Source organism: Novosphingobium rhizovicinum, assembly GCF_040813635.1.
Lineage (GTDB): Bacteria > Pseudomonadota > Alphaproteobacteria > Sphingomonadales > Sphingomonadaceae > Novosphingobium > Novosphingobium rhizovicinum.
Genome location: NZ_JBFNXR010000019.1, coordinates 216,972 through 242,907, shown reverse-complemented (window position 1 = coordinate 242,907; position 25,936 = coordinate 216,972). Strand labels below are relative to the sequence as shown.

20 protein-coding genes are annotated in these 25,936 nt (G+C 62.3%); 7 read left to right on the top strand and 13 right to left on the bottom strand.

Going from position 1 to position 25,936, the window contains the following annotated elements; genetic code table 11:
- Nucleotides 1-20: 20 nt before the first annotated feature.
- Entirely contained in the window at nucleotides 21-830 is an 810-nt protein-coding gene (locus ABUH87_RS04000) for a helix-turn-helix domain-containing protein (RefSeq protein ID WP_367769877.1), read from the bottom strand.
- 262 nt (nucleotides 831-1,092) lie between these two features.
- On the opposite strand from ABUH87_RS04000, the gene ABUH87_RS03995 reads away from it, so the two are divergent.
- The gene (locus ABUH87_RS03995) at nucleotides 1,093-2,070 is read left to right on the top strand and encodes an enoyl-CoA hydratase/isomerase family protein (RefSeq protein ID WP_367769869.1); all 978 of its coding nucleotides are present in this window, start codon (nucleotides 1,093-1,095) and stop codon (nucleotides 2,068-2,070) included.
- Here ABUH87_RS03995 and ABUH87_RS03990 read toward each other — a convergent pair.
- The 6 genes from ABUH87_RS03990 to ABUH87_RS03965 all read right to left on the bottom strand — a co-directional run bounded on the left by ABUH87_RS03990 (nucleotide 1,957) and on the right by ABUH87_RS03965 (nucleotide 8,328).
- Nucleotides 1,957-3,396: an amidohydrolase family protein gene (locus ABUH87_RS03990; protein WP_367769866.1), complete on the bottom strand. Its 1,440-nt coding sequence runs from the start codon at nucleotides 3,394-3,396 to the stop codon at nucleotides 1,957-1,959. The genes ABUH87_RS03995 and ABUH87_RS03990 overlap by 114 nt on opposite strands.
- Nucleotides 3,390-4,586: a CoA transferase gene (locus tag ABUH87_RS03985; protein WP_367769863.1), complete on the bottom strand. Its 1,197-nt coding sequence runs from the start codon at nucleotides 4,584-4,586 to the stop codon at nucleotides 3,390-3,392. Before ABUH87_RS03985 ends, ABUH87_RS03990 begins: the two co-directional genes overlap by 7 nt.
- Complete coding sequence (locus ABUH87_RS03980) at nucleotides 4,576-6,075, bottom strand: class I adenylate-forming enzyme family protein (protein ID WP_367769860.1); 1,500 nt, start codon at nucleotides 6,073-6,075, stop codon at nucleotides 4,576-4,578. Before ABUH87_RS03980 ends, ABUH87_RS03985 begins: the two co-directional genes overlap by 11 nt.
- Before the next feature lie 56 nt (nucleotides 6,076-6,131).
- On the bottom strand, nucleotides 6,132-6,422 hold the full coding sequence (locus tag ABUH87_RS03975) for a hypothetical protein (protein ID WP_367769857.1): 291 nt from the start codon (nucleotides 6,420-6,422) through the stop codon (nucleotides 6,132-6,134).
- Nucleotides 6,423-6,517: 95 nt separating this feature from the next.
- Entirely contained in the window at nucleotides 6,518-7,012 is a 495-nt protein-coding gene (locus ABUH87_RS03970; RefSeq protein WP_367769854.1) for a CoA transferase, read from the bottom strand.
- A 74-nt stretch (nucleotides 7,013-7,086) separates the two neighbouring features.
- Nucleotides 7,087-8,328: a CaiB/BaiF CoA transferase family protein gene (locus ABUH87_RS03965; RefSeq protein ID WP_367769851.1), complete on the bottom strand. Its 1,242-nt coding sequence runs from the start codon at nucleotides 8,326-8,328 to the stop codon at nucleotides 7,087-7,089.
- A gap of 317 nt (nucleotides 8,329-8,645) precedes the next feature.
- Between ABUH87_RS03965 and ABUH87_RS03960 the strand changes: the two genes are divergently transcribed.
- Nucleotides 8,646-8,954 (top strand): hypothetical protein, encoded by a 309-nt coding sequence (locus ABUH87_RS03960; RefSeq protein WP_367769847.1) that lies wholly within the window; start codon nucleotides 8,646-8,648, stop codon nucleotides 8,952-8,954.
- 196 nt (nucleotides 8,955-9,150) lie between these two features.
- Here the strand turns inward: ABUH87_RS03960 and ABUH87_RS03955 are convergent, their stop codons facing one another.
- Together ABUH87_RS03955 and ABUH87_RS03950 are read right to left on the bottom strand one after the other, a co-directional pair.
- Nucleotides 9,151-9,660, bottom strand: coding sequence for a MarR family winged helix-turn-helix transcriptional regulator (locus tag ABUH87_RS03955; protein ID WP_367769844.1), 510 nt, complete (start codon nucleotides 9,658-9,660; stop codon nucleotides 9,151-9,153).
- Nucleotides 9,660-10,913 carry an acetyl-CoA C-acetyltransferase gene (locus ABUH87_RS03950; protein WP_367769841.1) on the bottom strand — a complete coding sequence of 418 codons (1,254 nt, stop codon included), beginning with the start codon at nucleotides 10,911-10,913 and terminating at the stop codon, nucleotides 9,660-9,662. Before ABUH87_RS03950 ends, ABUH87_RS03955 begins: the two co-directional genes overlap by 1 nt.
- Nucleotides 10,914-11,126: 213 nt before the next feature.
- Here ABUH87_RS03950 and ABUH87_RS03945 point away from each other — a divergent pair, with 213 nt between their 5' ends.
- The 3 genes from ABUH87_RS03945 (at nucleotide 11,127) to ABUH87_RS03935 (ending at nucleotide 16,419) form a co-directional block, all read left to right on the top strand.
- Nucleotides 11,127-12,785, top strand: coding sequence for an MFS transporter (locus ABUH87_RS03945; protein ID WP_367769838.1), 1,659 nt, complete (start codon nucleotides 11,127-11,129; stop codon nucleotides 12,783-12,785).
- A 120-nt stretch (nucleotides 12,786-12,905) separates the two neighbouring features.
- A complete protein-coding gene (locus ABUH87_RS03940) occupies nucleotides 12,906-15,257 on the top strand; it encodes a TonB-dependent receptor domain-containing protein (protein WP_367769834.1) in 2,352 nt (783 codons plus the stop codon).
- Nucleotides 15,258-15,378: 121 nt separating this feature from the next.
- Entirely contained in the window at nucleotides 15,379-16,419 is a 1,041-nt protein-coding gene (locus tag ABUH87_RS03935; RefSeq protein ID WP_367769830.1) for an NAD(P)H-dependent amine dehydrogenase family protein, read from the top strand.
- Between the two features lie 25 nt (nucleotides 16,420-16,444).
- Here the strand turns inward: ABUH87_RS03935 and ABUH87_RS03930 are convergent, their stop codons facing one another.
- From ABUH87_RS03930 to ABUH87_RS03920, 3 genes are read right to left on the bottom strand one after another with little or no spacing between them, the layout of a single operon-like run.
- Nucleotides 16,445-17,914 (bottom strand): efflux transporter outer membrane subunit, encoded by a 1,470-nt coding sequence (locus ABUH87_RS03930; RefSeq protein ID WP_367769826.1) that lies wholly within the window; start codon nucleotides 17,912-17,914, stop codon nucleotides 16,445-16,447.
- A complete protein-coding gene (locus tag ABUH87_RS03925; RefSeq protein WP_367769823.1) occupies nucleotides 17,911-21,120 on the bottom strand; it encodes an efflux RND transporter permease subunit in 3,210 nt (1,069 codons plus the stop codon). The genes ABUH87_RS03930 and ABUH87_RS03925 overlap by 4 nt, the downstream gene beginning before the upstream one ends.
- A gap of 7 nt (nucleotides 21,121-21,127) precedes the next feature.
- Nucleotides 21,128-22,285 carry an efflux RND transporter periplasmic adaptor subunit gene (locus tag ABUH87_RS03920; RefSeq protein WP_367769820.1) on the bottom strand — a complete coding sequence of 386 codons (1,158 nt, stop codon included), beginning with the start codon at nucleotides 22,283-22,285 and terminating at the stop codon, nucleotides 21,128-21,130.
- A 366-nt stretch (nucleotides 22,286-22,651) separates the two neighbouring features.
- On the opposite strand from ABUH87_RS03920, the gene ABUH87_RS03915 reads away from it, so the two are divergent.
- On the top strand, nucleotides 22,652-23,740 hold the full coding sequence (locus ABUH87_RS03915; RefSeq protein WP_367769818.1) for a potassium channel family protein: 1,089 nt from the start codon (nucleotides 22,652-22,654) through the stop codon (nucleotides 23,738-23,740).
- A gap of 11 nt (nucleotides 23,741-23,751) precedes the next feature.
- Here ABUH87_RS03915 and ubiG read toward each other — a convergent pair whose 3' ends face one another.
- Nucleotides 23,752-24,510, bottom strand: coding sequence for a bifunctional 2-polyprenyl-6-hydroxyphenol methylase/3-demethylubiquinol 3-O-methyltransferase UbiG (gene ubiG, locus ABUH87_RS03910; protein WP_367769815.1), 759 nt, complete (start codon nucleotides 24,508-24,510; stop codon nucleotides 23,752-23,754).
- Nucleotides 24,511-24,605: 95 nt separating this feature from the next.
- Between ubiG and ABUH87_RS03905 the strand changes: the two genes are divergently transcribed.
- On the top strand, nucleotides 24,606-25,865 hold the full coding sequence (locus ABUH87_RS03905) for an aspartate kinase (protein ID WP_419956659.1): 1,260 nt from the start codon (nucleotides 24,606-24,608) through the stop codon (nucleotides 25,863-25,865).
- The last annotated feature ends 71 nt before the right edge of the window (nucleotides 25,866-25,936 follow it).

Sequence of the window (25,936 nt, the reverse complement as noted above, 5' to 3'; positions counted from 1 at the left end):
TTCGGAAAGACGGCCGCCCCTCAGGCGGCCGTCTTCTGCTTTTGCAGTTGCTCCACGTTGGAAGTGCCGGGATCAGGCAGGCACGCGCGCATTGCTTCGCTGACGCTCTGTAGCAAGCCGTCCGCATTCACTTTGTCATCGCGGCCGTACACCAGCGACATCACAAGCGGATGCTCCTGCGGCTGATCCGGTATCAGCACGCATAGAGCCTCAGCCTCAGAGCCAAAGCCGACTCGCCCGAACGCATGCGACTGGGCTCGGAAGGTCTCGATCCGGGCCATCATCTCACTCTGTGAGAACTTGTACGCGGCGTCTGCCTCTGCGTTGAGGCGCCGCACCATGCCTTCGCAGCGATCGGGTGAGACCGTGGACAGCATCAGCACGCCAGCCGTATTGCGGGCGAGGGGCTCCTTGCATCCACCGAAGAGTTCGCGTGTACACGACGGCGCCTTGGGTCCGTGTCGCCAGGCAATGACCTGCGAATCCAGCCCGATCATTCCTGTTAGTGAGACAGAAAGGCCAGTCTGAGCAGCGAGCCTGTCCATAAGCCGCACCAGCCGCCCGTCCCGAACCATTTCCGGTTGGCCCCAGCTGCCAAGTAGTGCCGCACGGGGCGTGAGCCGGTAAGAGCGCGTGAAAGGGTCCTTGTGCAGCAGCCCTAGCTCGACAAGGCTCGAGAGAAGCTCGGACGTACTGGACTGGGGGCGATTGTAGCGCCTGACGATATCCATGACCGTCGCCTCGCGGTGAGCGTCATCGAAGTATTCGAGAACCTCGATCACACGGCGGGCGATCTTCGCCTTGTTGGAGCCTGACGACGCAGCCGGCATAAACATCTCCTCCATCCCGCCTTTTCTGTTCTTGCAGCGGAACCCCAGCATCGGCCTCGGTCGAGAGCAGCGTCAACAGAAAAATGAGACTTGTTCGTTTTTTCCTTAGCTTGCTTAGCTTCGAGTCAGGAGAAGCTCAAGGGGGCGAATCGTCTCAACATGCTCCATGCGGCTCTCGTGCGAGCCGGGTCGGCACGCCATGCTGGTCGCCCGTCTCCCGGAAAGCGCGTGACAGTCCCAATGCGCTGGGCGAGGGTGGGGAATGAACATCACCGCGCTGACTGTTCCGGCAACACGCCTCTCCGTGATAGAAGAGCCGTGGCGAGGGCCTGCCGCCATCGTACCCCTTGAGACGGCCGGGCACGAGATGGAGCTAAGACTGCCGCCGTGTCCTGTCATCGGCATAGGTCCGAGCGCGCATCCACGCGCCGCGGCCTTCGATCTTGTTGTGGACCAGATGTCCGAGATCGACACCATAGTCCGGAATATACTCGCGCATCCCCATGCTGCGGCAACGCTGGTGCAGGTCCTGCGCACGACGGGGGGGCTGGAGCCGGTTCGGGCGCTGACGGTCGAATCGATGGCATATGCCATGCTCCAAGGCAGCGCGGAGCATGCGGCTTGGCTGGCGCGTCGGAAGCCGCGCGCCGTCAGCGCACCTGGAGCAGTGCAGGCGCATCGCAGGGATCATGTTCTGGAGGTGACGCTGGATTGCGCTGCGACGGGCAACGCTATCGACTGCGCCATGCGCGACGGATTGTTCGCGGCACTCTCCATGGCGGCTCTCGATCGGGATATTGAGTGCATCCGCCTGTCCGGAGCCGGGAAGGCGTTCAGTCTTGGTGCTGATCTTGAGGAGTTCGGGACTACGTGCGATCCTGCGACGGCGCACGGCATTCGCAGTCTCACGCTTCCGGCTCTGGCGGCTATCGAATGTGCGGACAGGTTGGAGGCGCGGATCGACGGCGCCTGCGTCGGTGCCGGCCTCGAACTGGCTGCATTCTCCCACAGGATTGTTGCCAGTCGCCGCTCCTGGTTTCAGCTGCCGGAGCTCTCGATGGGGATCATCCCTGGCGCGGGCGGCTGCGTCTCCTTGCCGCGCCGGATCGGTCGACAGCGCACCGCGCTAATGGTGCTGAGTGGACGTCGCATCAGTGCCCGTGTGGCTCATGATTGGGGACTCATCGACACGGTGGTGAACGACTTCACCTGCGACCAGAGTGGCGACCACATGATCTGAGCTCAGTTGAACGCGCGCCTTTGCCCAGGGGCGAGCAAGAAGGCACAGGTCAGCCGGCGCGCCCACGCTGATGGAGCGGCTGCGAGTGAAATCCAGCGGATCGGAAAGGTAGAGCCGCAGCGCCTCGTCCGGGCCTATCGCTTCGTCCGCCCCAACGACGGCGCCGCTGGAGGTTCGCCGGGAAACAGCGGCGGCCATCGCCAGCCAAGGGTCCGCGCTGCCGTAAGGGGCATCGCTGCCTCCTGCTATGGGTATACCAAAGCTTGTGAGGGAATGCAGGCGATATAGATCACCCTGGTGGCGAGCCTCGACATCCAGAAGGTAGCGATCGCCGCGTTCGGCAACGAACTGTGGCTGCACACAGCCGGACAGGCCAAGCTGCGCCATCTGCTCGACGAGCTTGAGCGAAGCGACAGAGACATGCTCGATCCGATCGCCGGGTCTGGTCCCGGCTTCTGCCAAGGCTGCGAGGGCAAACACCAACTCGACCTCGCTCACACAGTGGACGGCAACCGGGCGCCCTTGTTCGTGCGCGGCTTCAATAAAGCGAACCGCATCCTCGAAAGGCGGCAAGTTCGCCTCATGAAGGTGCAGCTTCGCAGGACCGAGGTGCCAAGTGTCATCTGGGGCGTTGGCGAGTGCCAGCGATCCCGCCAGTATGCACCGTTGGCGCAAGGCTCCGGCACGACGCTGCGCTGCAAAGTGCGCTGCGATCACCGGATCGTTACGCACAGACATGTCTGTGAAGCCTGTAATCCCGAAACGAACCAAGGCGGCGCTTGCCACGCCGAAGTCCGGTGGCGTGCTGCCAAGTGCTTCCTGAAGCCAGCCATCTTCGTCGAAGAGGCGGCCTGTGAAGCCGCTGCCAAGGCGCTCCATTCCCGCTGGAGGTGGCGCAGCGGCAATCAACGCCTCCATCGCCATGGTGTTGAGCAGCCACATGCGACCCGAACGGTGTTGAATGCGCAAGGGCCGGTGGGGGGCTATCGCGTCCAGCGCGGCCGCGTCCGGCAGCCCGTCCATTACGCTTTCATGATAACCGATGCCGCGCAGCCATCCCTTGCCCGGAGCAGCAAGGAGCGCTTCCTCCAGCTCGGCTGCGTTGTTCACGGCAGGCGGGCCGCAGGCGACCGAAGAGGCCTTTGCGGCGAGCGCGGCTAGATGGATATGATGATCGTGGAGCCCGGGAAGGAGGGCACCGCCGCGCGCTTCGATCACGCGTTCCCCAGCTTGCGATTCCAATTGTCCGATGGCCGCTACTACGCCGTTGCTGATGCGTAGATCGCTGTACCCGTTGCCATAGATGTCAGCGCCTCGGATCAGCATGAGAGATAGCGAGCGTTGTCCGCGCCAATCTCGCGGACTGGAGCGAGGAGTGGACGGCGGCGCACCGCGGGGAAGAGCTTGCCTTGTGCAGCGCCCCAGTTGCGCAACTCGCGGGTGAGGGCCTCTTCGTTGAACAAGCGCTCTTCGGCGATGGCAGATGCAACAATGGCGCTCATCGAGAGGCCTATTCGCCTCGCCTCTCCTGTCGCAAGTGCGCGCCAGCCCTCTAGAGCGGTTGTGATGCCGGTTAACGGATCCGCGATCGCATCGCCAACATAGCCGATCTCGCCCGTCACGTCTGCCATTGCACGGCTTAGGCCTCCGGCAACCGCACAATCGTTGCCGATTCCCGTCCAGTTTGCAGCCTCATCGCGCGCGCCGTGCCCCGTTACCGACAGCCACACTAGTCCAGGCTGCTCGGGTACGAGCGCCTCTGCATCGATCCCCAGGTGTCTGAGAGCGCGAGGCCGTGACGACTCGATCACCACATCAGCCCGGCGGATCAGGTCGATCAGCTTGGCTTTCTGGGTTGGATCGGCGAAATCAACGACGATGTTCGCCTTGCCCTGATTGATCAGGTCGAAGGTCGCAGGATCGTCGCGGCGGATCAGATCGGGGCGGCTAAGGCTCTCCACCTTCACAACCTCGGCGCCGACAAGCCAGAACAGATGTCCGGCTAGCGGGCCCGCCCAGATGGCGGAGAGGTCCACAACCAGCAGGCGATGGCCCGGATCTCGATGCCGCACCGCTCCGCGAACAAGCACTTCCACCGGGCGGCACACCGGCGTTTCATCCGCAGAAGCGACCGGCAAACCGAGGTCGCGGCCGCGCTTTACCAATTCCGCGCAGTCGTGCAGCCTTGCGGCGCGCGCGATTGCGTCGTTGTCGTCGATGTCGAGGTCGGCGTCCTGAAAGAGCGCGGGGAGCAGATCGCGATCTTCGGTCCGGATCAGCGTCAGCGCGAACCAGCCGTTATCGCGAGTCTGCATCAGGCGACTGCCGCCAAGCCCTGCCGAGACACGGCCGTTGATACGGTATCCGCCATGGGATGCGCGCTCCCCAAGAAGGGTCGCTCCATCGAGCGCAGCGAGCTTCTGACTGCCGGACTCCGCGGCAAGGTGTGCAAGGCGACGATCCGCCCACCTTGCGAGCGGAATCGCGGGAGCGCCGGGCTGGTCCTCAGTCGGCAAGGATTTCCTTCACCTTGCGGCGCAGAAGTTTGCCCATCTCGTTGTAGGGTAGCTCAGCCACATAGGCGACTTTCTCAGGCACGCGGCTAGAACGCAGGCGGCCGCGAACAAGCTCCTTGAGCTCGTCCTCAGTGGGTTGTGCATGCCCCTCGCGCGTGACGACGGCTATGCCTACTGCCTCACCCCACTCGATCGATGGCACCGCACAGGCGCATGCATCGGCGACGGCCGGGTGGGTGAGCAGGACATCCTCGATCTCGCCCGGCGACATGTTCTCACCGCCGCGCACAATCACGTCGTCTGCACGGCCGGAAAGGAAGAGATATCCCTCCTCATCCATGTACCCGGCATCGCGCGTCGGGAACCAGCCCTGCGCGTCGAGTGCGCTCTTCTCCTTGTACTCGCCCGAAACCTGCTCGCCGCGCACGTAGATCTCGCCAGCCTGGCCAACAGGCAGCACGCTGCCGTCTTCGCCCCGGATCTCGATCTCGACCGTCGGGATCGGCTTGCCGACCGAAGTCAGGCGAGCGCGCACCTTGGGGTCGGAAGAAGCGAGAGCTGCCCGATGTTCGTCAGGGCCGAGGAGCGCGATGGTCGAACTGGTTTCCGTGAGGCCATAAGCATTGGTGAAGCCGCTCGTGGGAAACAGCTCCAGCGCTTTATGAATCACCTCCAGAGGCATTTTGCCGCCGCCGTAAGCCACGGCGCGCAGGCTCGACACCTCGGCAGCGGCGCCCTTCTCCATGGCATCTACGATGCGCGCGAGCATGGTCGGGACGACAAACGCGTTGGAAATGCGCTCATCGGTCACGAGCTTGAGCCAGTTCTCGGGCGTGAAGTTGGGCAGCATGACGATCTTGCGCTGTGCGTAGATCGAGGAGAGCAGAGCCGAAATGCCCGCGATGTGATAGGGCGGCACTACGACAAGCGCCGCATCCTCTTCGTCCGCGGACGCGAACTCGACAGTGCCCAGAATGTAGCCCAGCAAGTTCGAGTGGCGCAGGATCGCTGCCTTCGGCGCTGCCGTCGTGCCACTGGTGAAAAGTTGAATGGCGACGCCTTCGCCGGGATCGTATTCACGCGAACTGTCGGCAGGAACGACCTCCTGCACTTTGATCGTGAACTCCTCTCGCGAGAGGATCGTGTGACCCTGATCGCCAGCGATGCGAATCACACGCTCCTCATCACCGATCACCAGCGCTGGCGCGATACGCCCGAGCAACGCTGCGAGGTCGGCGTCCGGCAGGCGATAGTTGAGCGGGCAATAGGGCACTCCCGCCAAGGCTGCACCGAACACCGCGATCAGCGCCGCCTCGCTGCTCTCATCAAGCAGCGCGACGTACTGCGCATCGCTCTCTACGATAAGCTCGAACGCGCCGCGCGCGGCGGCCAGCAAGTCCCCATAGGTCCACCGCTTGCCGTCGCAGACCAGGCCGACGCGATCGGGTGCGGCTTCGGCCGCCATCTCGAGAAGAAGAGCAATGTTCATCGTGTGTGTCGAAGGCCTTGGAGTGGCTGAGCCGGTTGAGCGGAGTGGTTCGTTGTTTAGTCGGAGGCGGGAAGTGGCTTGGCGTCCTTCACGACGAGCGCCACACCATCGACCGAGAGCGAGCCCTTGCCGGGCTTGACGCAAAGCAGTTCGTACTTGCCATCAGCGTCGACGTAGCGCTTGCCCATCAGGGTGCCGGCCGAGAAGTCTGCCGCAAGAGGCTGCGCTTCGGCGGGCTTGGCTTCTGCCATCGGTGCACCGCCGCACTCGATGGTGCCGCCGCCTGTGCGGATGACCATCACTTCGGTATCACAGGTAGCACTTTTCAGTCGGGTTCCGGGCTTCATGATATCGTCCTCGTTGTAGTGGCCTTGTCAGGCAATAGCTTTGTTCGCCTTTAGGCGCTCGATGTCGTCCCATTCAAGGCCGAGTTCCAGCAGGATCATCTCTGGGAATCCCCCATGCCGCCGATGCCCACGGTGAGGGGAACTTCGAAGTCCTGCGGTGTCAGGGCGTGAGCAACGCCAGAGTGTATCCAGAACGCGATGGCATCGAAGCCGCCTCGGTCGCGGTTAGGTCCCTTGCCTCCGAAACCCGATCCGCGCGCATCGATGATGTCCGGGTTGACCCCGCGGATACGCTCGACACCGATCTGCAGGTTCTGCCGCACTGATGGCAGGTAGTTGGTCATGAAAACGTCAGCGTTTCGAGGCAGCTCGTAAAGCAGGTCGCGTCCTTCTGACGTTGCAAGGTCAATGCCGATGGACCGTTTGCCGCGGTTCGGATGCTCAATCATGAGACTGGCTACCGGATCGAGCTGCACGCCGCCGACTGAGAGCATTCCCCTCTGCGGATCGCTGCGGACGGGGTGCTCCACCTTGATGACGTCGGCACCCCCGCTCGGCGAGAACTGCGCCCGCCGCAGGGACGAAGACATACTGGGCCACTTCCAGGACCTTGATGCCTTTCATCACCTGCTTCATGCAGCCAAAGCCTCCCAGTCTCTCGACTTCAGGCGATCGCGCCTTTGGCCTTGAGCTCTTCGATCTTGTCCCACTCGATGCCCATTTCCATGAGCACGATCTCTGTGTGCTCGGACGCCTGCGGGGCGCGGGTGGTCTCAAGCTTTTCGCCGTTGAACTGCACCGGGCCGCGCACGAGCTTCAGCGGCTCTCCCCCGTCAGCGCCTTCGACCTCGATGATCATGTCGTTGGCGACCGCCTGCTCGTCGGTCAGCAGATCACGGAAAGTCTGGATCGGAGCCCACTGCCCGGAGTACGTCTTGAGGTGCTGGCGCCAATAGTCGAACGGGTGCTTCGCGAAAGCTTCGACCATCAGCGCACTTGCAGCGTCTGCGTTGTCGAAGAGGGCGCGCGGTTCGGAGAAACGCGGATCGTCAGCTGCTTCGGGTATGCCCAGATGCTCGAAGAGGCTGCGGATGTGGCCGGTTGGGCTGATCGTGCAGAGATTGATCGTTCCGCCGTCCGAGCAGCGATAGTTGCCCATGAACGGGTTGACCGGTGAACCGCCCGACTTTGGCATGGAATTGCCGGACAGCACGCCCGTCTCCATCACTTGCGAGATCAGCGCGCCCGATGCCCACCATGCCGTGCTCATGAGAGACACGTCCACTTCGGTGGCCTCGCCGGTCTTTTCCCTGTGATACAGAGCCGCCGAGATGCCGCCTGCAATGAACATGCCGCCGATCGAGTCGCCGAAAGCCGGGATGCCTTGCGAGAGGGGACCTTCCAGTTCCTCTGGCGTCATTGCCTTTGCAATGCCGCTGCGCGACCAGAAGACTGTGCCGTCAAAGCCGCCGACTTCTCGTTCAGGTCCTTTGTTGCCCAGAGCCGAACCCCGTGCGTAGATGATGTTCGGGTTGGCTGCCCGGATGTGCTCCACGTCGAACTTGTTCTTCTGGCGCACTTGGGGAAGGAAGTTCGTCAGGAACACGTCGCACTGCTTTGCCAGTTCATAGAGCAGTTCTTGCCCTTCAGGCGTTCCCAGATCGATGCCGACGCTGCGCTTGCCGCGATTCGGATGTTCGATGAGCGTGTGCCGAAGCGGATCAAGCTTCACGCCGCCCATGTTAAGGAAGCCGCGCTGGGTATCGCCGCGCACCGGATGCTCGATCTTGATGACGTCCGCGCCCCAGTCGGCGAGGACTGCTCCGGCTGCGGGAGTGAAAGTGAATTGGGCAACTTCCAGCACCCGCACGCCCTGCATCACCTTTGTCGCCATAGTCCTGCTCATCCCTGCTGATTCTGTTGGCCGAGCTGCTGCTACAGGCCGCTGCCGCCGGTTTGCTCGTATTCCCCTGGCGGATCAACCGCGCAGACCATCGTCGCCACGATGATCTACGCAAGTGCCGGGTCTCCTGCAGGGGCTGTGTGCAGTGGCAAAAGCTTGCCAGCCCACTGTTCTGGAGGCTTGAGAGGCGATTGAGGAATTCTACTTCGCACTTGCAGCATTTGCAATTGACTTGCGCGGCTTGCATCCCTAACCTAGGTTAGTAAGGCAAGCAAACCACCTCAGGCCGGATCGATCCGGCAATGTCGGAGTAACAGATCATGAAGAAGTTCGTAGCTCTCGCCGCCGTCGCCACCGTTGCGACCCTCTCCGTTCCTGCTGCTTTCGCTGAGACCACCCAGTCGGTTCGTGAAGTCACCGAAGAGGCTTCGGTTCAGCTGAACCCTGGCATGATGCTCTACAGCGGCGCTGGTTACCGCGTAGCACCGATCTACCGCGTCAACGCCGAGGGTAACCCCCAGGTGATCCTGAACGGCCGCCTGGTCACTGTGCCGGCGTCGACCATCAGCGAAGTGGGCGGCAAGGTCACCACCTCGCTGACGAAGAAGGAAATCGCTTCCGCCAAGTAATTTGGTCGAAGGTTCCCAAAACAGAAGAGGGCGGTGCTTGCGCACCGCCCTTTTTGTTTGCGGCACACGCGGAGGCGTATCCGCTGTGCTAGAGCATTTTCAAGTTGACCGTTTAGGGTCAATGGCTCGGAAAATGCGGCATCGAAGATCTAGAGCGTCTCCGCTCATAGTGGAAACGCTCTAGATGCGTTCTCAATCAGCCTCGGCTGACATTATCATAGATGCGGTCGAGATAATCGCCCAAGGCGGAGAGTTCGTCGTCGCTAAAGCCCTTGAACATGCGCTGCTCGCTTTCGCGGGCAATCGATGCGAGCTTCTCTAGCAGCGGCTCAGCTGCAGGCGTAAGATAAACAGCCCGTGCCCGTCGGTCGTCCGCACGATCCCTGCGCTCAAGCAATCCTTCTGCACAAAGGCGGTCTATCAGGCGTCCAGCGCTCGCCTCCGACATCTCCAGTGCCTCGGCGATTGTGCGCTGGGTGGCGCCTGGCGCACGAGACACGACCGCTATCATCGCCCACTGCGAGCGTGTGACGTTCAGGCTGATCACTTCACGATCGAAGTTGTTGCGCAGCAGGCGGGCTAGGACGGTGAAGCGCAGGCCAATGTGCCGCCGAGTCTCAGAGGGAGGGACGGAACAGGGCCCGCCGGATGTGTGCCCTTCCGCGTCTGCGCTCCCATCGGCCGGTGGCGTCTCGTTGGTCAACATCAAACTCTCTCGATAATCATAGCCGGGGCCATGCCGCCTGCCGCACACATGGTGATCAGCGCATAACGACCGCCTGTCCGCTCCAGTTCGTCGAGTGCAGTGCCGATGAGGATGGCACCGGTCGCTCCGATCGGATGGCCGAGCGCAATCGCGCCGCCGTTCGGGTTTACCTTGGAACGGTCAATATCGAGATCCCGGATGAACTTCTCCACCACGACCGCAAATGCTTCATTGACCTCGAAGACGTCGATGTCATCCTTGGTCAGGCCGGCTTTTTCCAAGACCTTGCGCGCTGCAGGCACGGGCGCGTTCAGCATCAGCGTCGGATCGTCTCCGACATTGGCCGTCGCGACGACGCGAGCGCGTGCCTTCAGCCCATGCTTTTCCGCGTAGTCCTTGGATGCAAGCAGGATCGCCGCTGCTCCGTCGACGACGCCAGACGAGATGCCGACATGATGAATGGGCTTGAAGTCGAGGTCGGGATATTTCTTTTTGACGAGCTCGGCGTAAGTCGGCCCATCCTTCTCACTCGGCATGTTGAAGAACATTTCGAATGCAGGCTTGAGCTGGGCGAGGCTTTCCTTCGTCGTCTCAGGACGGGGGTACTCCTCGTGATCGAGAACGACATTGCCGTCGTCATCTTTCACCGGGATCGTCGACTTCGCGAAGCGATCTTCCTTCAGCGCGATCGCGGCCCGGCGCTGGCTCTCAGCGCCAAGCTCTTCCAGTTCCTCGCGTGTTATGCCTTCCAGGGCGGCAATCGCGTCTGCCGCAACGCCTTGGTTTGTCTGCGGGTGCTTGGCCTGAAGGCGTGGATTGCCCACGCCCATTCCACCCGAGCTAAGTCCTGCTTCACGCAGCTTCATTCCGAAGTGGTTGACGTAAGACAGCTGTTCCGAGCCCCCGGCGACGACCAGGTCTTCCATACCGGACATGATCTGGGCCGCAGCAAGGTTCGTTGCCGTAAGTCCCGAACCGCAGAAGCGATTGAGGCTCACACCGCTGGCGCGAACGTCGTAACCGGCGTCCAGCGCGGCCATGCGGCCGATGTCGCCGCCTTGAAGGCCAATTGTACCGGATGTGCCCCAGATCACGTCGTCAACGTCAGCTGTGTTGAGGTTGTTGCGTTCCTTGATCGCCGCCAGGACGGTTGCCGCAAGGTGCTCCGGATGCATCTGCGAAAGTGCGCCTTTGCCCATCTTGCCGATGCCTCTGGGCGTGCGGACGGCATCGATGATGTAAGCATCTGCCATGGCGGATCTCCTGCGCTTGGTTCGTTGTCGCGGTCATGCGGGGAGGGGGGTGAAAATGCAATCGGCTAGGCATCGCCTCGGCGATTGCTTTCAAAGGTTAGTATGTTCGCGCAACATCCTCGGTCCCCTGTCTTTTGGCTGAGGCTCGGTAGCGAGCTTGACGGAAGAAATTATCCCGTGAAGACGGGAAGACAGTCAGGGAGGAAGGCAAGCATGGCAGCGGGAGAGCAGGCGGCACCCGGCGGTGCATTCGCCCCTTTGCGCGAGCCGGTATTCCGGCGCATCTGGACCGCAAGCCTGCTGTCCAATTTCGGCCAGTTGTTCCTGGGCGTGGGCGCAGCTTGGGAAATGACTCGGCTGAGCGACTCGCCTACGATGGTCGCTCTGGTTCAGACGGCCCTGATGGTACCGCTGATGTTTGTGACGCTTCCTGCAGGAGCGATCGCCGACATGTTCGACCGTCGCAAGATCGCGATGTCGGGTCTCGGCTTCGCCTCAATTGCTGCAGCCGCTCTCACAGCGATCTCGTACTTCGGTCTCGTCACGCCCTGGATCTTGCTGTTGTTCTGCGCTCTGATCGGAGCGGGAGTGGCGCTGTATTCGCCCTCCTGGCAAGCCTCGATCCCTGAGCAGGTCTCCCGAGAGAACTTGCCGGCGGCCGTGGCGCTGGGCACGATCAGCTACAACGTGGCGCGCAGCTTCGGTCCTGCCTTGGGCGGCGTCATCGTACTGGCGGCGGGCGCCAAGGCCGTGTTTGGCCTGACTTCCCTCCTTTATCTTCCCTTGTTGTTCGCCTTTTTCCTTTGGAGAAGGCGTCACATGCCCTCGCGCCTTCCTCCGGAGCGGATCGACCGGGCGATGATCGGCGGCGCGCGATATGCGCTGCATTCACCCGGTATTCGCACGGCTCTGACCCGTATTCTGATCTTCGGGCTGAGCACTGCAACGGCAGTGGCCTTGGCGCCTCTGGTCGCCAAGAACATGCTTCAAGGTGACGCGGCCATCTTCGGTATTCTGCTCGGTTCACAAGGTGTCGGCGCAGTGCTGGGAGCGCTGTTCGTCTCGGACATCACACGGCGGATATCCACTGAGGTGGCGGTACGGCTATTTGCCATCGGCACGGGCGCGGCTCTCGTGGTGATTGGGCTGAGCTACAATCTTGTGCTCACCTGCGCAGCCTTCTTCGTAATCGGCGCCTGCAACATCCTGACTGTGGCCATCCTGAATGTGAGCGTGCAGCTCTCCGCGCCGCGCTGGGTCGCCGCGCGGGCCCTCTCGCTCTACTCCTCGGCGATTACGGTTGGCATCGGTGTGGGCGCCTGGGCCTGGGGAGAGTTCGCCGGTGCGTTCGATGTCTCCTCGGCGTTCATCGCGTCCGGCTTTGCGACTGCAGCGACGGCCTTGCTAGGCTTTCTTCTGCCGCTCAGTAACGATGATGGCGATACATCGATTGTCGAGATCGGCTACGAGCCCGAAGCGGCTCTCGGGCTGACATTGCGTTCCGGACCTATCGTTGTCGAAGTGGAATACGACGTCGATCCCGACCGCGCGCGTGAGTTCTATGCGACGATGATGAGGCTCCAGCGCGTGCGGAAGCGCATCGGCGGCTTCGACTGGTCGCTTGCCCGCGATATCGAGAATCCCGCCATCTGGACCGAGCGCTACCATTGCCCGACTTGGGGTGACTACTTGCGCATGCGCGATCGTTACAGCCAGGCCGATTTTCAGATCCAGGCGGATGCCGACAGCTTCAATCGGGGGCGGAGTGGTCGGCGGGTCACGCGCAGGCTTGAACGGCCCTTCGGATCGGTTCGCTGGAAGGCGGAATCGTACGATCCGAAGCAGGAGACGATCGGATACATGGGTCCGTAAGGGCTTGGCGCAAAAGCACAGCTACCCTCCCATTCAGCACATTTGACAAGTGTACAGAAAGCTGCTGGATTTGCCGTCCGAATAACATAAAATATCGGCAAACAATTAGGGGAGGATATCATGGTCAGGAAAGGACTACGTGCGTCTGCGTCTTTGGTAGCACTGGCAGGCGCAACAACTCTCGCAAGTAGTGCCGCGTTCGCGCAGGAGGTTGCGGGGCCGTCTGCGCGAGCCGATGACGACATCATCATCGTCACCGCGCAGCGCCGGGCAGAAGCCCAGGTCGATGTACCCATCTCAATCACCAGCTTGAGCACGGAGACTCTCGAAACGGCTAATGTCCAAGGCTTGGCGGACATCGGCAAGATTACGCCTGCTTTGCGCTTCGACTTTGCGGGCGGCTTCTTCCAGCCCACGATCCGCGGCATCGGAACGGCCGTGACGACGTCTGGCGGCGGCGGCAACGTCGGCATCTACATCGATGGCTTTTACTCGCCCAACCCGCTTGCGGCAGATTTCGACCTGATCAGCGTCGAGGGGATCCAGGTGCTGAAGGGGCCGCAGGGGACGCTTTTCGGCCGGAACACCACGGGCGGCGCGATCCTCGTCTCCACGCGAGAGCCAAATACAGAGCGCAACAGCTTCGAAGGGCGAGTCCGCTACGGCCGCTTCAACGAGGCGCGAGCCGAGGGGATCGCGAACATCGTTGTGTCCGACCGCGTCGGTATAAGCGTGGAAGGTCTGTACAGTCGCGGTGACGGCTGGCAGCGCGACATCAACAACGGAAATCGGCGTGTGGGCGAGTTCGAGAACTGGTCGGGCCGCGTCAGCTTGAAGGGCGAATTGACGGACAGCGTCAGCGTCCTGTTGCGCTACAAACATAGCAGCGTCGACGACCCCTCACCGCTGCTGGCCGCGACATATGTGGACGACGATATTGGCCTTGGCGCACCGTTCGGGGGCATTCCAGGAACGTATACTACCGCCAGGAACCGTATAGCGTCCGGAACTGTCCAGGAGTTCTTCCGCTCGAACTCCGACGTCCTGCAGGCGACGGTGACAGCCGACCTCGGTTTCGCGGACTTCACCTCTTACTCGCAATACCGAAACGAGAAGGTCAACGCCTCGCAGGATCTGGATTACTCAGGTGTCGAGGTCGCGACGCCGGCCCAGCGCGCTGCGTACGGAATTCCGCCTACCACCTCGCTCGGCTTCCAGCTTGGCTTGCCCAACAACAATGAGACCTGGAGTCAGGAATTCCTGCTGTCCTCCAAGGCAGGAACGCCCCTGCAGTGGACTGCCGGGTTGTTCTATTTCGAGAACACTGACCAGTACATCACGTTGCTCGACAACGCGGGTAACGGGCCCAACCAGCGGCTGCGTTTCGGTGGCTCCAGCACCACGGTGAAGAGCTACGCGGCATTCGTGGACGCCACCTACGAAGTCACGCCGCAACTCTTCGTCACGGCGGGCCTTCGCTATGCCTATGACAAGGTCGGTGACCCGTACTGGAACACGCGTTTCCTCGCGCCACTCACGTTCACTTTGCCCGATGGAACCGTCTGCAGTTCTGAGAACGGGCGAGTCTATGTGGGGGCTTGCGATCCCAGCGCCGTCGAGTTCGCCAACGATGACCGCTTCACGCCCCGCCTTGTCGTTCGGTACAAGCCCAGCAGCCGTTCCAGCATCTACGCCTCGTTCACGCGCGGTTACAAGGCTGCGCTCCTGGACGTTGGAGGCTCCTGCCAGAACCCGCCTTATGTCTGCACAAGGGTGAGGCCGGAGAGCGTCGACGCCTATGAAATCGGCTTCAAGTATGAGGCGCCCGGCTTCTCCGTGGAGGGCGCCGGTTTCTACTACGATTACCAGGACTTGCAGGTCTCGATTTATGAGGCGGGGACTGCGCGCATCGTCAACGCAGCTCAGTCTGAGATCTACGGACTGGAAGGGTCGCTGCGTTATCGTCCCGTTACGGGCCTGGACCTTTCGGCCGGTGCGTCGTGGGTTCATGCGCGTTACAAGGACTTCAATAACGCGCCGATCTATACGCCTTGCTCGCAGTTGCCTCCAGCCGTGCAGGCTACCTGCGCAGCGAACGGCATATCGTTCCTGGTTCTGGGTCAGGATCTCGACAACGTCACCATGCAGCGCACACCGGAGTTCACCGGCTTCGTTGGCGCACGGTATGCGACGCAGCTGGGTGGCGGCGGATTCTCGCTCTCGGGCAACCTGTCCTATTCTTCGAGCTTCTACTTCGGTCCATCCGGCATCCAGTTTCGCCAGGGCGGCTATGAAACTCTCTCGCTTCGTGCGCAATGGACCGAGCCCAACGAGAGATGGTACGTTGCGGCTTACGGCGACAACGTGACCAACAGCCGGTACCTGACGCAGGTCCAGTATTCCAACTTCGGCTTGGGCGCGAACTGGAGCAAGCCGATCACGTACGGGGTCGAACTCGGCGTGAATTTCTAAACGGGAACGGCGTTACCAGACGGGTACTTTCCGGTACGCTGTACTCCACTTAAGGCATGAGGCGCCGGAGGCATGGCTCTCCGGCGCCTCATGCGCATGGCGTAGAGCAAGGGAGAGAGACATGTCGGATCGGCGCAAGTACCGGGTCATCCAGTGGGCCACAGGGAACATCGGAAGTCGCGCACTGCGCGCAGTGATCGAGCACCCCGACATGGACCTGGTGGGGCTGTATGTCAGCTCAGAGGCCAAGGCTGGCAAGGACGCGGGTGAGTTGTGCGGTGCCGATCCTGTCGGCGTGAAAGCAACCAATTCGGCGCAGGAGTTGATCGCGCTTGATGCGGACTGCGTCCTCTACATGCGCCAGGGGATCGACTGGGACGAGGTCTGCGCACTGCTCGCCTCGGGCAAGAACATCGTCACCACGCGGGGCGAGTTTCACTACCCGGCGATGATGGACGCCGGCAATCGCGCTCGCGTGGAAGAAGCCTGCCGCACTGGAAGCACCTCGATCTACAGCACCGGGTCGAGCCCTGGCTTCATCACCGAGGCTTTCGTCGTTCCTCTTCTCTCGATAGCGCGGCGCCACGACCTGCTTACCATCGATGAGTACGCGGATTGCTCAAGCCGCAATTCGCCCGACATGCTGTTTCGGATCATGGGTTTCGGGCAGCCGATGGCGCCGTTCGATCAGCGCCGTGCGGAGCATCTGAAGGGGGACTTCGGCAGCTCGCTGTCGCAACTCGGCGAGGCGATCGGGCTGCCGATCGACGAAATCGACGCGCAGGGGGAGCTGTCGGCTGCAAGAAATCGGCTTGAGATTGCTGCAGGCGTCATTGAGGCCGGTACGGTCGGTGCCATGCGCACTACGATCACGTGCAAGCACAAAGGCCGCGAAGTTCTTCGCTTCCGTGCGAACTGGTACGTCACGACGGACATCGAAGATGACTGGCAGCTGCGCGATTCCGGCTGGCGTGTTCGGACCGAGGGTGACACGCCCTTGTTGGTCGACGTGCATTTCCCGGTGCCCGAGGAAGACTATGCCGCCTTCACGCCGGGTTTGACGGCTCACCGGCCTGTGAATGCGATTCCCGTCGTGTGTGCGGCCGAACCGGGGATCAGGACGACGTCGGACCTGCCGCAGATCATCCCTACGTTCTCCTGAGACTGAAGAACGAGCGCGTTTGCGCTCAGTCCGATGAGGAAGGGAGGGGCAGGGCGGCTGTCGCGGTCGCCTGATCCCCTCCGAGAACACGATAGAGAGTCACGCGATTGCTCGCGACCGCAAACTGCGCGGCAATTTGCGCACGCCGGGCGGCATAGAGGCTGCGCTGGGCGTCGAGACTGGACAGGAAGTTTTCGACGCCGAAACGATAGCGGGCCTCTGTCAGTCGGGCGGTATCGGCCGCAGCGTTGCTGCCCGCATCGGCGGCGCGCAGACGCTCTCCCAGCGTACCTTGCTGCGCCAGGGCATCCGACACCTCGCGAAATGCGATCTGCACCGCGCGTTCATAGTTGGCGAGCGCAGCATTGCGCTGCGCCTCACTGACATCGACATTCGCGCGGCGGCCTCCGGCATTGAAGACCTGCCAGGAAGTATTGCCACCGGCAGACCAGCGGAAGTGATCTCCGCTGAACAGGCTCGACAGCGCATCGCTTGCGAAGCCGAACAAGCCGGTCAGAGTTATGGAAGGAAACAGCTGGGCCCGGGCCACTCCAATATCGGCGTTCGCAGCGCGGAGCTGGTACTCCGCCTGAACAACGTCCGGACGACGCAGGAGTACTTGCGAGCTTGTGCCGGCAGGCAGAGGCGCGAGCGAACTCACTGCTTCCGCGATGCTCGCTGGAAGGAGCGACTGATCGAAACTGCTGCCGACCAGCAGGCGGATTGCGTTGACGTCCTGTGCAAGGGCGGCGGTCTGCTCGGCGACGTCGCCGCGGGCGGTTTCCAAGATCTGTTCGGCCTGCCGCAGGTCGCTGCGCGGCGCGATACCGCCGCGCAGCCGTGCGCTGGTGAGCGCGACACTGCGCTCTGCATTGCTGACTGTCGCTTGGGCGATAGCGAGGAGATCCCGGTCCGCGCCATAGGCGGCCCAAGCCTGGGCAAGGTCGGCGATAAGGCCCAGGCGGACGGTACGTGCCGCAGCTTCGGTCGCAAGCGCATCATTGCGCTGAGCCTCGGTAGCGTTTGCATACTTGCCGAAGAAGTCGAGCTCGAAACTCGATACCCCCGCCTGTGCTGCGTATGCCCAGCCGCGCCGCGCAGAAGCGGCAACACCGGGTGATCCTGCAATCGTGCCCGAACCACCGTTGTCCGCGAAGGTGCCAGAGCCAGTCAGGCCCACTGCGGGAAATTGATCGGCCCTGACCACGCGGACCAAGGCCCTTGCGGCAGAGAGGTTGGCTGCCGCAACCTGAAGGTCGCGGTTGTTTACCAGCGCTTGCGCGATCAACTGCTGCAAGCGCGGATCGCGGAAGACGTCGGAGTACGATACCTCGGGCAGCGCAGCCTCCGCCCGAGACAGGTAGGCGTCGCCGACGGGCCACCCGGCGGGCACTGGCGCAACCGGGGTCACATGCTTGGGAGCAAGTGAGCACGCACTCAGCGCGAGTGCCGAGAGTCCCACAAGCAAGCGAGGGAACAGAACGCCCGGGCTCACGCCGGTTCTCCCTCTGGCGGGGCGTTTGCGCCATCCTTGCGTTTGCGCAAGCGCTCTCTTGCTGCCTCAAGGCCATCGCGTACGCCGCGACGCACCAGGACGAAGAAGAGGGGGATGTAGAAGATGGCCAGGATCGTTGCCGTCAGCATTCCGCCGACCACCGCCGTCCCAATGGCTATCCGGCTGTTTGCGCCGGGGCCAGTCGCAAGAGCTAGCGGCAGCACACCGAAGATGAATGCAAAACTGGTCATCAGGATCGGGCGCAAGCGGATGCGAGCAGCTTCCAGAGCAGCATCGATCACGCGCTTTCCGCGTTTCTCTGCCTGCTCCGCAAACTCGATCATCAGGATGGCGTTGCGCGCCGCCAGCCCCATGGTGGTGAGCAGCCCGATCTGGAGATACACGTCGTTCTCCAGCCCCCGCAGGGTCACTGCGAAGATGGCGCCAACCAGCCCCAACGGGATCACGAGAATGGCGGCGACGGGGATCGACCAGCTTTCGTAAAGCGCGGCCAGACAAAGGAAAACGACCAGCAGCGACAAGGCGTACAGCAGCGGTGCCTGCCCCGAACTGAGCCGTTCCTGGTAGGATGCGCCAGACCAGGCGACACTCGTGCCCGGTATCTGAGCGGCGAGGCTCTCGATCACGTCCATGGCAGTGCCGGAACTGACTCCGGGCGCAGCTTGTCCAGAGAACTGGTACGAGGGAACTCCGTTAAAGCGAGACGAGGTGCTGGGCACGGTCGACCAGCCCACTTGGGAGAACGCGCTAAACGGAGACATTTCCCCGCTGTTGGAGCGTACGTACCACTGCGCGAGGTCTTCAGGCTTCATCCGGAACGGCGCGTCGCCCTGTACAAAGACGCGTTTCACGCGCCCAGCGTCCACGAAGTCGTTGACGTACGAGCCGCCCCAGGCCGTCGCCAGAGTGCTATTCACGTCGCCGGGGTTGAGGCCATAGGCGGTGAGCTTGCGCGTATCCATATCGATGCGCAGCGTAGATACTTCGGGCAAGTCGCTCAGCCGCACGCCGGTCAGGCGCGGATCGGCACTCGCGAGCGCCAGCAGCCGGTCGCGCGCCTCTGTGAATTCTTCGCGGCTCATGCCGCTGGTGTTCTGGAATTCCAGCGAGAATCCGGCCGAGGCGCCAAGTCCTCTCACGGCACCGGGAACCAGCGCAAAGATTTGCCCATCGCGCAGGACGGACAGGGATTTGGCAGCGCGTTCGACGATCGCGTTCGCTGCGTTCTCGCTGCCTTCGCGGTCTTCCCAATTGACGAGTTTGACAAAGCCCTGGCCGGTGTTCTGACCCGAGGCACCCATGCCGCCGCCAGCAACCGTGAAGATGCTCTTCACGTTCTCTTTCTCGTTGGTCAGGAAATAGCGTTCGACAGCCGCCTGGACCTCTTCCGTCCGGTTGCGCACTGAGCCGGGCGGCAGGCGGAACTGCACCATCACTGTTCCCTGGTCCTCGTTCGGCAGAAAGCCGCTCGGAAGGCGGAAGAACAAAATGGCCATGATGGCCACGACGGCCGCGTAGATCGCCAGGAAGATCCACTTGCGATCGACCGTACGCTGAACGATCTTCCCGTAGCCGTCGGCAAGGCGCTCAAAGCCGCGGTTGAACGACGCATGGAAGCGGACAAGCGCGCGATCGACAGCTGGAAACACGCGCTGCAGACGTCCCGGAGGCGCTGGCTGCCCCGTCGGCTTGAGCAGTGTTGCCGTGAGAGCTGGCGTCAGGATCAATGCGACGAAGACGGACAGCACCAGAGCCGTGATAATTGTCAGTGAGAACTGGCGGTATATCACGCCCGTAGATCCACCGAAGAAGGCCATCGGCAGGAACACCGCCACCAGCACGAGAGCGATCGCGACCAGGGCAACCTGCAGTTCCTTCATCGACTCGATCGTGGCTTCGCGCGCACTCATGCCGGGATTTTCTTCCAGCAGGCGCTGGACGTTTTCGACGACCACGATGGCGTCGTCGACCAGAAGCCCGATTGCCAGAACCAGACCGAACAGGGTCAGAGTGTTGATCGAGAACCCGGCGATGTAGAACACCGCGAAAGTGCCGAGCAGCACCACCGGAACCGCGATCGTGGGGATCAGGGTCGCACGCCAGCTCTGCAGAAAGACGAACATGACGAGGACCACCAGAACGATCGCCTCGATCAGCGCTTCCTGCACTTCCGAAATGGAGAGCTTGATGAACTCGGTGGAGTCGTTCCCATAGATATACTCCATCCCATCCGGCATGCCTTGAGCCAGTTCCTCCATCTTCGCCTTGACCGCTTCTGCAGTCCGCAGCGCGTCGGCTCCCGGAGAAAGGGAGATGGACATTCCTGCGCCGGGGTGACCATTGACGCGGCTGACGACGGCATAGCTTTCCGCGCCGATCTCGACGCGCGCCACATCGCCCACGGTGACGGTGGAGCCGTCGGCCTGCGTCTTCAGAATGATGGCTCGGAACTGCTCGGGTGTCTGCAACCGTGACTGTGCCGTGACGGTGGCGTTGAGCATCTGCTCCTGGGGCGAGGGCAGACCACCCACTTCGCCGGCTGCGATCTCCGTGTTTTGCGCGCGGATGGCGCCGATGACGTCGCTTGGCATCAGACGCACGGCGGCGAGCTTACGAGGATCCAGCCAGATGCGCATCGCATGCGGCGCGCCAAAGACATTCACCTCGCCAACGCCATCAACCCGCGAGAGCGGGTCCTGGATATTGGATGTCAGATAGTCCGAGACATCCTGATTCGATCGCGTGTCGGTGACGTCGTATGTAGCCACCAGCATGAGCTGGTCGGGGTTGGATTTTGTAACCCTGACGCCCTGTTCCTGCACCGGCTGAGGCAGGCGGGCCAAAGCGCTTTGAATCTGGTTCTGCACCTGGACTTGCGCGATGTCCGGGTCGGTGCCTTTCGCGAAGGTCACGCTGATCGAGGCGCGACCGCGGTTCGAGGATTGCGAGCTGAAGTATAGCAGCCCGTCCAGCCCGGTGAGCTGTTGCTCCAGCACCTGCGTGACGCTGTTCTCGATCGCTTCTGCCGAGGCGCCTGGATAAGTCGCGAAGACGTTTACCTGCGTGGGCGCGATGTCAGGATATTGCTCGTTAGGCAGGGCCAGCAGAGCGCCCAGACCAGCCAGCATCACGATGATCGCGATGACCCAAGCGAAGATCGGCCTGTCGATGAAGATCCTCGACATGGTGCGGTCAGGCGCTCCGCTTCGGTGCACCGGCGCCGGCGTCGGCGGCTTGCTCCCGGTCAACGGTGGGATCTTGTGGCGCGTTCGCAGGCACCGCCTTAACCAGCGTGCCCTGCTTCAGGCCGTTGAGCCCTTGCACGATAACCTTCTCGTTTTTGGCAAGTCCTTGCGTCACAACCCAGCTGTTACCGTAAGTGCGTGAAGTATTGACCTTGCGGCGAAACACCTTGTCGTCCTTGCCGACGACCATGACAAAGGCCGACCCGTCAAAATCACGCCGGAGAGCCTGCTGCGGAACCAGAATGGCATTCGGGTCGAAAGCCTGATTGAAGACGGCGTTCACGAACATTCCCGGCAATAGCAGGCCTTCGGGGTTCGGGAACCGGGCCCGCAGCGTTACGGTCCCGGTCTGCTGGTTTACTGTCACCTCAGAAAATTCGACTGTGCCCTGCAGGGGGTAATCGCTTCCATCCTCAAGCTTCAGAGTGACGGCGGTGCTACCCGCTGCGATGCCGCCATCGCGCAGCTTGCGCCGCATCGTCACAAGATCAGCCGCGGACTGCTGCATATCGACGAACATCGGGTCGGTACGCTGAATGATGGCGAGAGGTGTTTCTTGCCCGGCGCTTGCAAGCCCTCCGACAGTCACGAGGGAGCGGCCGATCTGCCCGCTGATCGGGGCGGGCACTGTGGTGAAGCGCAGGTTTACGCGCGCGGTTTCCAGCGCTGCCCTGTTCTGTGCAATAACGGCGCGCGCGACACGCGCTTGTGCCGCTGCGTCCGTATATTCCTGTTGAGAAACCGCTTCCATCTGCGCCAGCGGCTTTAGGCGCTCGGCCCTGGCGATTGCGGCTTCGGCACTCGCCTGCGCACTGACGAGATTCGCCTCCGCCTGGTTCACGGCCGCGCGGTAAAGGCTGGGGTCGATCTCGAACAGCGGCTGGCCCGCCCGCACATAGCTGCCTTCCGAAAACAGGCGGCGGCGGATGACGCCCATGACCTGCGGTCGCACTTCGCTCGTCTCGAAAGCCACGGTCCGTCCGCCGAGTGTCACCGGCTCGGGCACTGAAGACGTCTTCACCAGAACATAGCCCACCTGCGGCGGCGGCTGACCACTTCCGGACTGCTCGGCAGAACTGCCACAGGCGGCAAGGGGTAGCGCCAACAGCAGCGCCACGGCGGCAAGAGTCGGTCGAAGCGGAGACCGTTCCCACCGGACGGAACAATGTACGGATTTCAAGAGGTAGCCTCGCCAGCGTTCGAGAGCATGCCTATCAGGCTGTTTGTGCGCAGCTTCAAGACAAGAAGTTGCAGATGCGACACTCTGCGACACACTTCGGAAGTGCCTCGTTGTGCAACTGGGCCGGAGCAGCGAAATCCGGCGCGGAACAAGTGCGCCCTCGGCACCGTTCGTTCTTCGGAAAGCGTGCGTGCGACCTGAAGCGGCGTCGCACTGATCAAGTGCAGCAGTTTCGTGGCCGCGCCTGAAGACGGTGTGGCGCGATCTGGCACGAAGGCGACGATGAGGTGAGTGTTGGACATCGTTTTGGTTCTCGCCGGTGCAGCGCTTATCCTGATATCCATTGCCGACGTCTTCCTCGCAGTCCTTTACGCGCGCATCGGAGTGGGCTTGCTGACGCCGCGCCTCTATCGCGCCACCTGGCTGTTGCTTCGCGCAATCGCGCGTCGTCGTGGCCCCCAGGGCAGGAAGCTCCTGCTATCCTATGCAGGACCGATCATGATCGTCGAGACCGTGATGGTGTGGAGCCTGCTTCTGCAGCTCGGTTTCGCCCTGATCTACTGGCCGGCTTTGGGAGAGGGGATCCAGGCGAGTAGCGGCCCCACGCCTACCGACTTTGGTACGGCGGTCTATTTCTCGGGATTCTCCTTCACCACGCTCGGCACCGGCGACATTGTGCCACAATCGACAATGTATCGCATGCTGATGATCCTTCAGGCGTGGATCGGCTTCTCCGTGCTCACCTTGACGCTGACGTACCTTATGTCGGTGTATTCCGCGGTCGTCCGACGAAATACGCTCGCGCAGACGCTTCATCACCTGACAGGCGGAACAGGGGAGCCGGTCCGTCTGCTTGCGGGTATGTTGCTGGGCGGCTCGGAAGGCGCGAAGGGGCAGTTGGTGCCCATCGGATCGCAAGTGCTCAATCTGCTTGAATCGCATCACTCATATCCGATCCTGCATTACTTTCGCATGCGGGATGACCGGTACGCGTTGACCCGAGTGGCCTACATTACGCTCGAGACCGCCACCCTCATCCGCACGGCCCTCTCGTCGGACTTTCACACGCTCAAGCACTCGTCCGCTCTTTACCTTTTCTGGGGGAGCGGTTGTGACCTGCTTCAGCAGGTCGGCAGTTCGTTTCTTGACCGAACGCAAGATGAGAGCGCTGAGCGCGAGGACGTGCGTTCCTTCGGTGCCGCACTCACAAGGCTGCGCCAGGCGGGCATCGATGTAAGCGAAGCGCAGCTCGCTAAGTACCGCGTGGATCGGCAGGAGTGGTTCCCTACTCTGGCAGCCTTTGCCGAGTTGATGGCCTACAACCTTGACGAGATAATCGTGGCCGGAGCGGAAGAGCCGTGCAGAAGTGACGGAGCCTAGAGCGACGAGGTTTAGGCGCTCGTCGCGGTGGCTGTAGCTGTGGCGATGTAGTTGAGGGCGAGGTCCTCCGCCAGGTGAAGCCCCGTCAGTGGCGACCAGCTGATGCCACGGGGCGCACTCATCGTGAGGCCTGCCGCAGCCAGCAGCTCGGCGAGCTCGTCGGGCGTGACGAAGTCGCCCCAGTGGTGGGTGCCCCGTGGGACGTGGCCAAGGCGCTCAGCCGCCTCGACCAGCAGCAAACGAGAGCGAGCGGTGCGGTTGGGCGTCGAAATGACCAGCATGCCGCCTGGCGCGAGAGCGGCGGCCAGCGAAGACACGAAAGCGCCTTTGTGTGCGACGTGCTCGATCACCTCCATGGCGCACACGAGGTCAAAGCCGGTCGGAGCGATCTGTCCGATTTCCCCGGCCCGATAGTCGATGGAAAGGCCCATTGCGCTCGCGTGCGCCGACGCTGCGGCGATGTTTTCGGGAGCGGCGTCGATTCCCGTCACCTCAGCGCCAAGGCGGGCAAGCGGCTCGGTCAGCAAGCCTGCGCCGCAGCCGACGTCGAGCGCGCGCAGTCCCGACAGGGGTTTGAGGGCCGTGGCATCCTTGCCGAAATGCGTGTTGATCGCCTCGCGGATGAAGGCGAGTCGCACCGGATTAAGGCGGTGCAGCATTGCCGATGATCCCTTCGGATCCCACCATTCGGAGGCTAGCGCTCCGAAGTGCGCAGCCTCTTCCGGGCGGATGGTCTCGTGAGTTGAGAGCGGCGTAGTTGCATTGTTCATGACGTACCCCTAACAGCGCGCCCGACTCTAATCCACCTGCCCCCAACCACCTGTCTTTGGCATGGGCCATCGACGTTTGAAGGAGCACCGGCGACGTGGCTCGCATCGTGATGAAATTCGGCGGTACCTCGATGGCCGGGACCGAGCGCATCCGGCGCGTGGCGGGCATCGTCAAACGCCAGCAGGAGGCCGGCCATGAGGTTGCGGTCGTCGTTTCGGCGATGGCTGGCGAAACGGACCGCCTCGTGAATTTCTGCCGCGAAGCCAACGCGCTTTACGATCCTGCCGAGTACGACGTGGTCGTTGCAAGCGGAGAGCAGGTAACGTCGGGCCTTCTGGCTCTCACTCTTCAGGCCATGGGATGCAAGGCGCGCTCCTGGCTGGGGTGGCAGGTGCCGATCCGCACCGACGACGCGCATGCAAAGGCGCGCATCGAAGACATCGATTCAGAAGCCCTGATCGCCTCGATGGCGCAGGGAGACATTGCGGTCATTCCCGGCTTCCAGGGTGTATCCCCTGAGGGACGGGTGACGACGCTCGGCCGCGGAGGGTCGGACACCTCGGCGGTCGCGGTGGCTGCCGCAGTCAATGCCGATCGCTGCGACATCTATACCGATGTGGATGGCGTCTACACCACCGATCCGCGCATCGTCGCCAAGGCACGCAAGCTGCCGCTAGTGACTTACGAGGAGATGCTTGAGCTTGCCTCGGTGGGCTCGAAAGTGTTGCAGACCCGCTCGGTCAGCCTGGCCATGAAGGAAGGCGTACGGGTGCAGGTGCTTTCATCGTTCATCGATGATAGCGCGCCGCTTGCGGATGACCTGCCAGGTACGATGATCGTCAGCGATGAGGAACTCGAAGGAAGCGACATGGAACGCCAGCTGATCACCGGCATCGCCGCCGACAAGAACGAAGCCAAGATCACGCTGACTCGCGTGCCCGACCGTCCGGGTGCCGTCGCTGCGATTTTCAGCCCGCTGGCCGAAGCCAATATCAACGTCGACATGATCATCCAGAACGTCGCCAAGGACAAAGGCGAGACGGATGTCACGTTCACGGTTCCCCAGGCGGACCTCCTGCGCGCCCAGGCGATGCTGGAAGAGCGCAAGGACAGCATCGGCTACTATCGCATGATCTCTGACGACAAGGTCGCAAAGATCAGCGTCGTGGGCGTAGGGATGCGCAGCCATGCGGGTGTGGCGTCCACCATGTTCCGCACGCTCGCAGATCGGGGGATCAACATCCAGGCGATCTCGACCAGCGAGATCAAGGTCTCCGTCCTCATCGACGCGGATGAGACCGAGTTGGCCGTGCGCGTCCTCCACACCGCCTACGGGATGGATGCGACTGCCTGAGCGTATCCGGTCGGACGCACTTGTAGACGCGAAGCGCATCCCGGCAGGCCAGGAGGCTGCTCGCAGCTTGT